The sequence below is a fragment of the Ruegeria sp. HKCCD6119 genome (assembly GCF_013110585.1).
In the GTDB taxonomy this organism is placed as follows: Bacteria; Pseudomonadota; Alphaproteobacteria; order Rhodobacterales; family Rhodobacteraceae; genus Ruegeria.
The window spans coordinates 162,962-174,081 of sequence record NZ_WVQV01000001.1; the positions used below are offsets into that span (position 1 = coordinate 162,962).

The window sequence follows — 11,120 nt, forward strand, 5'->3', positions numbered from 1 at the left end:
CTGTGAACAAGCCGTGAACAAACCCTTTCCCTTCGCGCTTATCCGGCGTAGTTTGGGGCCATGAGCAGTTTTGACGAAATGGACGCCTTCGAGGGCGCATCGCTGTCGGCGCGGGCCATGGCCGTGCGCCCTTCGCCCTATCTGGATGAGCTTAACCCGGCGCAACGGGACGCGGTCGAGCGTCTGGATGGCCCGGTTCTGATGCTGGCAGGTGCCGGAACGGGCAAGACCAAGGCTCTGACCGCCCGGATCGCACATCTTCTCAACACCGCGCGCGCACGTCCGAATGAGATTCTGTCGGTAACCTTCACCAACAAGGCCGCGCGCGAGATGAAGGAACGGGTGGGCCGCCTGTTGGGGCAGCCTGCTGAGGGGATGCCATGGCTGGGTACCTTTCATTCGATCTGCGTCAAACTGCTGCGCCGCCATGCGGAACTGGTCGATTTGAAATCGAACTTCACCATTCTGGATACCGACGACCAGTTGCGCCTGCTCAAGCAGTTGGTGCAGGCCGCAAATATCGACGACAAACGCTGGCCTGCGCGGATGTTGCTGGGAGTCATCGACGATTGGAAGAACCGTGCGCTGACACCCGACAAGGTGCCAGCCGCCGATGCCGGGGCCTATGACAACAAGGGCATTGAGCTATATGCCCAATACCAGACCCGCCTGCGAGAGTTGAATGCGGTGGATTTCGGCGATCTGCTTCTGCACATGGTTACGATCTTCCAGACCCATCAGGATGTTCTGGAGCAATACCAGCGCTGGTTCCGCTATATCCTGGTGGACGAATACCAGGACACCAACATCGCCCAGTACCTGTGGCTGCGGCTGCTGGCGGGTGGGCACAAGAACATCTGTTGCGTCGGCGATGACGACCAGTCGATCTATGGCTGGCGCGGTGCCGAAGTGGGCAACATCCTGCGGTTCGAAAAGGACTTTCCCGGCGCGTATGTGGTGCGGTTGGAACAGAACTATCGCTCGACCCCGCATATCCTGGCCGCCGCCTCGAACGTCATCCGCGGCAATGAAAGCCGCTTGGGCAAGGAGCTTTGGACAGCTGCTGAAAACGGTGAAAAGGTCTGCCTTATCGGTCATTGGGACGGTGAGGAAGAGGCCCGCTGGATTGGAGAGCAGATCGAAGACCTTGTTAATGGAAATTCTCCCATCGCTAAACGCAGGCAAAACTCTCGATCCGATCAGATGATGAGTGAAGTAGAGCGTCTCGACGAACTGGGTGCCCTAAAGGGGCTCAATAGTAGAGAGCAAGTACTGGAAAAGCTGAAGAAGCACGAAAGTTTTTTGGCGGAAGCAGGCAGGGAAAGTCTCATTTGGGAATTAACAATGAGGCAACAAGAAGGGCGTTCTTTGGAAGCGGCCTTCCCAAGATTTTATCTCGATGAAATCGCCATCCTTGTCCGCGCCAGCCACCAGATGCGCGCCTTCGAAGACAGGTTTCTGACCATCGGTCTGCCCTACAAGGTGATCGGAGGCCCGCGATTCTATGAACGGATGGAGATCCGCGATGCCATGGCCTATTTCCGGCTGGTGGTTTCCCCCGAGGATGATCTGGCCTTCGAGCGGATCGTGAACACCCCCAAGCGCGGCCTTGGCGACAAGGCGCAGCAAACCATCCAGATGACCGCGCGCGAAAATGGGGTGTCACTGGTCGAAGGGGCTCGGATTGCCGTCGATAACGGGCTGATCAAGGGTAAGGGCGGCGCGGCTTTGCGCGAACTGATCGACGGTCTGGCGCGTTGGAATGCGATGACGCGTGGGCCGCGGATCGAGGTGGACGACGATTCGGTGATCGATGACGGTTCGCCCATGCGATTCGGCGCACCCGAGCATACGCATATCGAACTTGCGCAGATCATTCTCGACGAATCCGGCTATACCGCCCATTGGCAGAACGACAAGACGCTCGAAGCGCCGGGGCGCCTTGAAAACCTCAAAGAACTGGTGAACCAGCTGGACAATTTCGAGAACCTGCAAGGGTTTCTGGAACATGTCAGTCTGGTCATGGACAACGAACAGGACAGCGACGGGGCCAAGGTTTCGATCATGACCCTTCACGCGGCCAAGGGGCTGGAGTTTCCCGCCGTCTTCCTGCCGGGCTGGGAAGACGGGCTGTTCCCCTCGCAGCGGTCAATGGACGAATCCGGGCTCAAGGGGCTCGAGGAGGAACGGCGGCTGGCCTATGTCGGCATCACCCGCGCCGAAGAAGTGTGCACCATTTCTTTTGCCGCAAACCGGCGGGTGTTCGGGCAGTGGCAGAACTCGATGCCCTCGCGCTTCATCGACGAATTGCCGGAAGGCCACGTTGAGGTCCTTACGCCTCCGGGGCTCTATGGTGGCGGCCAGCCCGCTGCGGGCATTGAAACCCGCGCGGCCGAAGCGAATGTCTACAACTCGCCGGGCTGGAGACGGATGCAGGCGCGGCAGGGGCAATACGGCATGTCGCAGCCGCGCGAATCCCGCAACACGGTGATCGACGCGACCGCCGTGGCCAGTTTCACGCTGGGGGAACGGGTGTTCCACCAGAAATTCGGCTATGGCGCGGTTGTCGGGATCGAGGGCGACAAGGTCGAAGTCGAATTCGACAAGGCAGGCACAAAGAAAGTGGTCTCGCGTTTTCTGACCAACAAGGATGACATCCCGTTCTGAGGCGTCATATCCCTTCAACCAGAACCAGATTGGTTGAGGCGGTGGCTTGCCGGACCTTCGCCAGCTCGATGTAATCAGGGTCGTCTTTCCAGGCTTTCGCCGCGGCAAGGTCCGGAAACTCCATCAGCACAATGCCACCTTTGGGCCAATCGCCTTCGACCCGTTCGACCGGTTTCGATGAAACCGTGAGCAGGCGTCCTTTGTGGCGGTCGAAGATCGGCATGAAACCCGCCAGATAATCCTGATACCCATCCGGGTCGTGGATGTCGATCTGCGCGATGAAATAGGCGGCCATTGTTTCCTGCGGATCAGAAATCAGAGGGCCATCTTACACCTATGTCAGAAAAACAAAAAAACGGCGGTTCCCAGGGAGGAGGAAGGGGAACCGCCGTCTTGTCAACATCAGAGCAGGGAGGAGGAGAGCCCCGATGTATTCGAACCCGGGTTTGAGCCCGGTATGGAGAAGACGCGGCGACGTCAGGGAGGAGGAAGGCGTCGCCGCGCGCTTTCAACATCAAGGCAGGGAGGAGGAGAGCCTCGATGTATCAGGATCCGGCGAGTTGAGGCCGGTATATGGTGCGGCAACGTCAGGGAGGAGGAGAGACGTTGCCGCTGATAACAGACCCTAAGGGAGGAGGAAGGGCCTGATCTCGATATTCGTGGCGCGCTTATTGCGCGATGTGATCGTTGGCGGCCTGCATGGCCACCCGACGGATCATGGAACGATGCAGGCCCAGATCGGCCAGTTCACGGTCCGACAGTCCTGCCAGCTCATTGACGGTCTGGCGATACATACGATAGCGGGCAAAACGCGCCTTTGCGTTTTCGATCAAAGTTGCGATTCCGAACGCTGGTGTGCTCTTCGATGCTGTATGTGTGCTTGCGACTGCCATGCTCATCATCCGTATTTATTTGCTTTGCCGATTACGCTCGGCCCTTGCTTGAGGTTGAAAATAGGCAAATGCTGCGATTGCACAATAGGTCGCGTCGTCAATGCTGCTATGCAGCAAGCGCATAGATTGGTTCAGTTTTTTCCTTCAACTCGAAATGCACCTTGAAACATTGGGCCTTCCCTTGGGTCACGGGTGACAGCGGAGACATGGCCTTCTTATGGCTTGCCTTTTAATTGAGCGGTGTTGGCTGGAATATGTGCGCAATAAAACCATTCAAGACGTGCGTGTGACCGAAGCGCCAGGCAAGGCGTGGCGGTTCAGCTATTCCCTGATGCACGATTTGCCAGTTTCGCACGTCGCAGAGCAAACTGCCCGAACGCCACGGGATTTCATGGGCCAATGTGGTTGTCGAGGGGAAGTCCCGCCGAAATTGCGCTCAAAGTGCAAATGATTCTGCGAGATCGCTGCCCAAAGATGCCGGGTTTTTTCACCCTGAATGGTAATTCTTTAGATATTCCGGGAAATCGTGGGAAAAAAATTCCAACTTCGAATTGTCTATATCTGGGGTGCTGCGCGGAAAGACCTCCTACAATTGGTGTCATTGTGCTCAAATTTCATGATGGTATTGTTGTTGGAGCGTGATTCATGGAACACGGTTCGCAAAATTCCTGTTGATTTCCATGAATTCCCATGGCATCCCTAATACATCCGATGAGGACGAGGCAGCAGGGGCACCAAACGACCCCGACCAAAAATAATCAGGTTTCATACAGGCATCTCGCTTTCATCAATCAAGAGATCCGGCGCGCGGGCGAGCAGACATCCCCCCAGGTGGCGCGTGCAGCTGGACATCCCGCACAGCGGGTCAATGCGGCGGGTTGATCAGTGGCAGCAGATCAACCCGCCGTTTTTCATCCGGGGGGAACGCGAATTTCAAGTGGGGCGCAAGCGAAAGGGACAGTCGTCTTGGCGCGCAGGTTCAGAGGTGAAAGCCACCATAAGGTGGATGCGAAAGGCAGGGTGTCGATCCCGGCCTCGTTTCGCCGCGTGCTTGAAGCCTCCGATCCCAACTGGCAGCCCGGCGACAATCCAGAGCTTGTGATTGTCTACGGGGATCATCGCCGCAAATACCTGGAATGCTACACGATGGAGGCGATCGACGAGGTCGATGCCAAGATCGATGCGCTGCCACGTGGCGCGATGAAGCGCAAGATGTTGCAGCGCCTGTTCCATGGGCAGTCCTTCCCGACCAATGTCGATGAAACCGGGCGGCTGGTTCTGCCGGCAAAGCTGCGCAAGAAAATCGGTCTTGAGGGCGAGGCGTTTTTTATCGCCGCCGGGGATACTTTTCAGATCTGGAAGCCCGAGACCTACGAATCCGAGGAACTGGCGGCGACCGAGGAATGGCTGGACGGCCTTGGCGACGATGTTGATCCGCTGGAATTCCTCGATGAAGTCGAGGGCGGGTGACGGCATGGCGGCCGCGGATCATCCACAACCGGACGCGCCTCACATCCCTGTCTTGCTGCGCCCGCTCTTGGCGGCGGTGGCGCCGGTCACGGGCGTCTGGCTGGACGGAACCTTCGGCGCAGGCGGGTACACACGCGGATTGCTGGAGGCCGGGGCCGACAAGGTGATCGGCGTGGATCGCGATCCCTTGGCTTTTGAGATGGCGTCAGACTGGGCGGGCGCCTATGGTGATCGGCTGGTGATGCAGCCCGGCGTGTTCTCTCGTATGGATGAATATGCACAGAACCTGGACGGCGTTGTTCTGGACCTTGGCGTTTCCTCGATGCAACTGGACCAGGCCGACCGCGGGTTTTCCTTCATGAAGGATGGTCCTTTGGACATGCGCATGAGCCAGGATGGCGAAAGCGCCGCCGATCTGGTCAATACCGCGACCGAGGCGCAACTGGCCGACATCCTGTTCCACTATGGTGAAGAGCGCGCCAGCCGCCGGATTGCCAAGGCGATCGTCAAAGCGCGCACGGAAGAGCCGATCACCACAACCCTGCGTCTGGCCGCGATCATCGAATCCTGCCTGCCACGTCCGAAACCGGGGCAATCCCACCCGGCCACGCGCAGCTTTCAAGGGCTGCGTATCGCCGTGAATGCAGAATATGAAGAGCTGTTTCAGGGGCTGATGGCCGCTGAACGTGCTTTGAAGCCCGGCGGGCAACTGGCCGTTGTCACTTTCCATTCCATTGAAGACCGAATGGTGAAACGGTTTTTCCAGTCCCGCGCGGGCAAGACGGGGCGCGCGAACCGCTATGCGCCCGAGATTGAACAGGAACAGCCGCAATTCACACTGAAGACCCGCAAGGCGGTGGGGCCTGACGAACAGGAATTGCAGGAAAACCCGCGCGCGCGCTCGGCAAAACTGCGTGTGGCGATCCGAACCGAAGCTCCGGCGGGGGAAATTGAAGCGCGGGCCATCGGAATGCCGCAACTGGGGGGAAGGGCAAGATGAAGAGTGTTTTGTATGTGTTGACTGCTCTGTCCGTGTTCGGGTTGGCGTTGTGGGCCTATCAGGAAAACTACCGAACCCAGCAAGTGGTAAAGGAAACCCAGTCTTTGCAGCGCGAGATCGGAATGGCACAGGTGCGACTGGCTGTTCTGAACGCGGAATGGGCCTATCTGAACCGCCCGGACAGGCTGCGCGAACTGGCCGACCTGAACTTTGAACGCCTTGGTCTGCTGCCGTTGCGGGCCGAGCAGTTCGGGCGCGCGGATCAGATCGCCTATGCCGAAGACCCGGACCTGCCCGTCGTTGATCCGATTGAATTGCAGGCCATCACTGACATTCAGGCTTTGGGCGAGGTGCAGATTCCATGACACGCACCCCTCTGCGCCCCCTGGCCCGAATCCTGGATGCGCGCGCGCGGGGCGAAAACCCCAAGGCAATCGAGCGTGAGAACATCCGCAAGCGCCACGAAGAGATGAAGGATCGCGCCCGCGCCCGTGCCGAAGGGCGTCTGCTGGTGCTGGGCCTGTTCTTCTTCTGCGCTTTTTCCGTTGTCGGCTTCCGCATGGGCATGCTGGCGACATCGGAAGCACAAGAGCCTCTGGCCAGCGCACCAGGCGCGGCGATTGCCATGCAGCGCGCCAACATCGTCGATCGCGAAGGGCGCATACTGGCCACCAATCTGGACACCTATTCCGTTTACGCGCAGCCCCCGTTGATGATCGATCCCGTCGCCGCTGCAGAGCAGTTGGTTGCGATCTTTCCTGATCTGGACAAAGAGCGGCTGATCAAGGACTTCACCGGCAACCGCAAATTCCTGTGGATCAAGAAACGCATTTCGCCCGAGCAGAAGCAGGCCGTGCACGACATCGGTGATCCCGGCATCCTGTTCGGTCCGCGTGAAATGCGGCTTTACCCCAACGGGCGGCTGGCCGCTCATATCCTGGGCGGGTCCGGTTTTGGTCGTGAAGGCGTCAGCGCCGCCGAAGTGATCGGCGTGGCCGGTGTGGAAAAGCAGTTCGACGATTATCTGCGCGATCCGGCCAACGGCAACAAGCCGCTGCAATTGTCGCTGGACCTGACGATTCAAGCCGCAGTAGAACAGGTTCTTTACGGCGGTATGAAGATCATGAATGCCAAGGGGGCCTCGGCCGTTCTGATGAACGCGCATACGGGCGAGGTTATTTCCGCTGCTTCGCTGCCTTCTTTTGATCCGAATGACCGCCCGCGCCCACCGACCTCGGGCTTTGACCCCTCGGACAGCCCGCTTTTCAACCGTTATGTACAAGGCGTGTATGAACTGGGATCTGTTTTCAAGATTTTCACCGCGGCCCAGGCCGTTGAACTTGGATTGGTGAATTCGAACACCATCATCGATACGTCCGGGCCGATGAAGATCGGCCGCTTTCCCATCGGCGAATTCAACGGCAAAAATTACGGCAAGATTAGCGTGGCGGATGTGATCGTCCACAGCTCGAACCGAGGCACGGGGCGTCTGGCCTTGCAAATCGGTGCCAAACGGCAGCAGGAGTTTCTGGACGCGCTTGGCATGTTCGATCCGACCCCATTCGAGATTGTCGAGGCCAAGGGCGGTGTGCCGCTGAAGCCGAAGAAATGGGGCGAGCTCAGTACCGTGACAATTTCTTATGGCCACGGCCTGTCGACCAGCCCGATGCATCTGGCCGCGGGATACGCGGCGATTGCCAATGGCGGGCATTACGTCAGCCCGACCATTCTGCGCCGGAACGGCCCGCAATACGGGCCTCGTGTCATGTCGCAGAACACTGCACGGCAGGCGCAAAAGATGCTGCGCAAAGTGGTAACGGACGGCACCGCCAGTTTCGCCGAGGTCAAGGGCTATGACGTGGCCGGCAAGACCGGTACGGCCGACAAGCCCAAACCGCGCGGCGGGTACTATGATGACAAGGTCATTGCCACCTTCGCGACGATCTTCCCGGCCTACGATCCGCAATACGTTCTGATCGTGACGTTGGACGAACCTTCGATCGTGGCCTACGGTGAAAAACGCCGCACGGCCGGGTGGACCGCCGTGCCTGTTGCCGCCGAACTGATCGGACGCGTCGCACCTTTGTTGGGGTTGCGTCCCCGGCTTGAGCCTGAGGCGGGCGCTGCTATAACGCTGACCTCAAACTAGGCTGTCCGGCAAGAGGTGGGTCATGGGCATAAGGACGAAGAAACTCAGCCAGCTGGCCCTGACCGCAAGAGAGGGCGCAAACCCGGATATCACCGGTCTGGCCGTTGACAGCCGCGAGGTGAAAGAGGGCTTCCTGTTTGCCGCGCTGCCCGGGTCCCGCGTTCATGGCGCAGAGTTCATCCAGTTTGCGCTGCGCATGGGGGCCGCTGCAATCCTGACCGATGCCGAAGGGGCAGAGATCGCCGAGGCCGAACTGGCAGCCTCGGACGCAGCGCTGGCCGTGGTTGAAGACCCGCGACAGGCGCTGGCCGGTGCCGCGGCGTTGTGGTTCGGCGCGCAGCCGCAAACCATCGTGGCCGTCACGGGAACGAATGGCAAAACATCTGTTTCCACCTTCGTTCGGCAGATCTGGTCCGCGCTTGGCCACGCCGCCGTCAACCTCGGCACCACCGGGGTTGAAGGTGCGTGGACAGCGCCGCTGGCCCACACCACGCCCGAGCCGATCACCTTGCACCGCTGTCTGGCCGAGGCGGCCGAGAACGGCGTGACCCATGCCGCAATGGAGGCTTCGTCCCACGGCCTTGAACAGCGCCGCCTTGACGGCGTTCACCTGACCGCCGCCGGTTTCTCGAACTTCACGCAGGACCACCTGGATTACCACGAAACCTTCGAGGCCTATTTCAACGCAAAGGCCGGTCTGTTCGACCGGGTTTTGCCGCAGGATGGAACGGCCGTTGTCAACCTGAGCGACCCGAAAGGGGCCCAGGTCCGGCGGATCGCCGAGATGCGCGGCCAGTCGGTGCTGACGGTGGGGCTGGGCGATGCCGACCTGTGTCTGATCAACCATCGGTTCGACGCCACGGGGCAGGACCTGCGCTTTGCGTGGCAGGGCCGAACGTTCCAGACCCGCCTGAACCTGATCGGCGGGTTTCAGGCCGAAAATATCCTGCTGGCCTGTGGCCTGGTGATCGCTGCCGGGGACAGCCCCGAACGGGTGTTCGAAACTCTGCCCCATCTGACGACGGTTCGCGGGCGGATGCAACTGGCCGCCACGCGTGACAATGGCGCGGCGGTGTTTGTGGATTATGCCCACACGCCTGATGCTGTTGCCACGGCACTCAAGGCGCTGCGCCCGCATGTGATGGGCCGTCTGATTGCCGTTATCGGTGCGGGCGGGGATCGCGACGCCAGCAAACGACCCTTGATGGGCAGGGCGGCAGCCAACCATGCAGACGTGGTCTTTGTCACCGATGACAACCCGCGCAGCGAAGATCCGGCAGTCATCCGCGCGGCCGTGATGGCAGGCGCGTCAGAGGCAGCAGGCGACGCCAGCGTGACCGAAGTCGGCGACCGCGCCGAGGCCATCCTGCGCGGCATCGATGCGCTGCAACCCGGTGATGCGCTGCTGATCGCCGGAAAGGGGCATGAAACCGGTCAGATCGTGGGAGATCAGGTTCTGCCCTTCGACGATGTCGAACAGGCCAGCATTTCCGTTGCAGCGCTGGACGGGAGGGTCGCATGACGCTCTGGACTGCATCCGAGGCTGCTCAGGCAACGGGTGGACGGGTCACGACCGACTGGGCCGCTGATGGTGTCTCCATCGACACGCGCACCCTTCAACCCGGTGATCTGTTCGTGGCGCTGAAAGCGGCACGGGACGGGCATGAGTTCGTAGCCCAAGCGCTTGAGAAAGGCGCGGGCGCGGCTTTGGTCTCGCATATTCCCGACAACGTATCGCCAGACGCACCACTGCTGATCGTCGAAGATGTGCAGGCGGCGCTCGAGGCTTTGGGGCAGGCGGCTCGCGCCAGAACGGATGCGCGTGTGGTGGGGGTGACCGGCAGTGTCGGCAAGACGTCGACCAAGGAAATGCTGGCCGTGATCCTCGAAACACAGGGCAGAACCCATGCCAGCGTGGCCAGCTACAACAACCACTGGGGCGTTCCGCTGACCCTTGCCCGGATGCCGCGCGACACTGAATTCGCAGTGATCGAGATTGGCATGAACCATCCGGGCGAGATTGCCCCGCTGGCCCGGCAAGCCCGCCCGCATGTGGCGCTGGTCACGACCGTGGCGGCGGTGCATCTGGAAGCCTTCGAGAATGTGGCTGGCATCGCCCATGAAAAAGCTGCGATCTTTGAAGGGCTCGAATCCGGTGGCGCGGCAATCGTCAATGCGGATATCGAGCACGCGGACATCCTGCGCCAAACGGCACTTGGGCAGGGGGCCGGGATCGTGGATTTCGGCCAAGGCGCAACGGATTACCGGCTGACCGACGTTCAGCAGGGGACGAGCGCCGTGAATGCCGAAGCTGCCGTTGGTGATCAGGTATTCCGCTTTGCGGTGAACTCTGCCGGTACGCATTTCGCCATGAACGCACTGGGGGCTTTGGCAGCCTGCGTTGAACTGGGTGTCGATCTGGATGACGCTATCGCGGGTCTGCGCGCATGGTCTCCGGTCAAGGGGCGCGGCGTACGGGAAAGCCTGCCTTTGCCCGGCGGCGGGCAGATCGAACTGCTGGATGACAGCTATAACGCCAACCCGACCTCGATGGAGGCCGCGCTGGATGTCTTGGCCGCCTCCAAAGGCACCCGCCGCGTTGCGTTTCTGGGTGACATGAAGGAACTGGGCGCCCAGGAAGAGGCCATGCATGCCGCCATGGCGGATATCGAGGCGATGGCGCGCGTGGATCAGGTTCATTGCATCGGGCCATTGATGCAGGCAATGCACCGCGCGCTGCCCGAGAAGAAACGTGGGCTCTGGTTCGCAACCAGTGCGGAAATGGCGGAACATCTGCCTGCTTTGATCCGGGATGGAGACACGGTGCTCGCCAAGGGCTCACTCAGCATGGCGTTGGCCGCGATTGTTGACGGTCTGCGCAAAATGGGGCAAGGGCGCGCGCTTGATGGGTGAACTTGCCCGCGCGCCTCGTGTGAGAAAG

General features: G+C 60.3%; 9 protein-coding genes. 7 read left to right on the forward strand and 2 right to left on the reverse strand.

What is annotated here, in order from left to right; genetic code table 11:
- Positions 1-60 precede the first annotated feature (60 nt).
- Positions 61-2,667 carry an ATP-dependent helicase gene (locus GS611_RS00860; RefSeq protein WP_171630985.1) on the forward strand — a complete coding sequence of 869 codons (2,607 nt, stop codon included), beginning with the start codon at positions 61-63 and terminating at the stop codon, positions 2,665-2,667.
- 4 nt (positions 2,668-2,671) lie between these two features.
- Here the strand turns inward: GS611_RS00860 and GS611_RS00865 are convergent, their stop codons facing one another.
- Both GS611_RS00865 and GS611_RS00870 read right to left on the reverse strand, forming a co-directional pair.
- Complete coding sequence (locus GS611_RS00865; protein WP_171630986.1) at positions 2,672-2,962, reverse strand: DUF1330 domain-containing protein; 291 nt, start codon at positions 2,960-2,962, stop codon at positions 2,672-2,674.
- Positions 2,963-3,335: 373 nt separating this feature from the next.
- A complete protein-coding gene (locus GS611_RS00870) occupies positions 3,336-3,560 on the reverse strand; it encodes a DUF1127 domain-containing protein (RefSeq protein WP_171630987.1) in 225 nt (74 codons plus the stop codon).
- 966 nt (positions 3,561-4,526) lie between these two features.
- Between GS611_RS00870 and mraZ the strand changes: the two genes are divergently transcribed.
- From mraZ to murF, 6 genes are read left to right on the forward strand one after another with little or no spacing between them, the layout of a single operon-like run.
- On the forward strand, positions 4,527-5,030 hold the full coding sequence (gene mraZ, locus GS611_RS00875; RefSeq protein ID WP_171630988.1) for a division/cell wall cluster transcriptional repressor MraZ: 504 nt from the start codon (positions 4,527-4,529) through the stop codon (positions 5,028-5,030).
- A gap of 4 nt (positions 5,031-5,034) precedes the next feature.
- Positions 5,035-6,030, forward strand: coding sequence for a 16S rRNA (cytosine(1402)-N(4))-methyltransferase RsmH (gene rsmH, locus GS611_RS00880; RefSeq protein WP_171633764.1), 996 nt, complete (start codon positions 5,035-5,037; stop codon positions 6,028-6,030).
- Positions 6,027-6,395, forward strand: coding sequence for a cell division protein FtsL (locus GS611_RS00885; RefSeq protein WP_152458671.1), 369 nt, complete (start codon positions 6,027-6,029; stop codon positions 6,393-6,395). Before rsmH ends, GS611_RS00885 begins: the two co-directional genes overlap by 4 nt.
- Entirely contained in the window at positions 6,392-8,179 is a 1,788-nt protein-coding gene (locus GS611_RS00890; RefSeq protein ID WP_171630989.1) for a penicillin-binding protein 2, read from the forward strand. Before GS611_RS00885 ends, GS611_RS00890 begins: the two co-directional genes overlap by 4 nt.
- Before the next feature lie 22 nt (positions 8,180-8,201).
- Entirely contained in the window at positions 8,202-9,701 is a 1,500-nt protein-coding gene (locus tag GS611_RS00895; RefSeq protein ID WP_171630990.1) for a UDP-N-acetylmuramoyl-L-alanyl-D-glutamate--2,6-diaminopimelate ligase, read from the forward strand.
- Complete coding sequence (gene murF / locus GS611_RS00900; RefSeq protein ID WP_171630991.1) at positions 9,698-11,092, forward strand: UDP-N-acetylmuramoyl-tripeptide--D-alanyl-D-alanine ligase; 1,395 nt, start codon at positions 9,698-9,700, stop codon at positions 11,090-11,092. The genes GS611_RS00895 and murF overlap by 4 nt, the downstream gene beginning before the upstream one ends.
- The last annotated feature ends 28 nt before the right edge of the window (positions 11,093-11,120 follow it).

Excerpts from the sequence above, each read along its gene's own strand:
- GS611_RS00860 (WP_171630985.1), top strand. The coding sequence starts at position 61 with ATGAGCAGTTTTGACGAAATGGACGCCTTCGAGGGCGCATCGCTGTCG.
- GS611_RS00865 (WP_171630986.1), bottom strand. The coding sequence starts at position 2,962 with ATGGCCGCCTATTTCATCGCGCAGATCGACATCCACGACCCGGATGGG.
- GS611_RS00870 (WP_171630987.1), bottom strand. The coding sequence starts at position 3,560 with ATGGCAGTCGCAAGCACACATACAGCATCGAAGAGCACACCAGCGTTC.
- rsmH (WP_171633764.1), top strand. The coding sequence starts at position 5,035 with ATGGCGGCCGCGGATCATCCACAACCGGACGCGCCTCACATCCCTGTC.
- GS611_RS00885 (WP_152458671.1), top strand. The coding sequence starts at position 6,027 with ATGAAGAGTGTTTTGTATGTGTTGACTGCTCTGTCCGTGTTCGGGTTG.
- GS611_RS00890 (WP_171630989.1), top strand. The coding sequence starts at position 6,392 with ATGACACGCACCCCTCTGCGCCCCCTGGCCCGAATCCTGGATGCGCGC.
- GS611_RS00895 (WP_171630990.1), top strand. The coding sequence starts at position 8,202 with ATGGGCATAAGGACGAAGAAACTCAGCCAGCTGGCCCTGACCGCAAGA.
- murF (WP_171630991.1), top strand. The coding sequence starts at position 9,698 with ATGACGCTCTGGACTGCATCCGAGGCTGCTCAGGCAACGGGTGGACGG.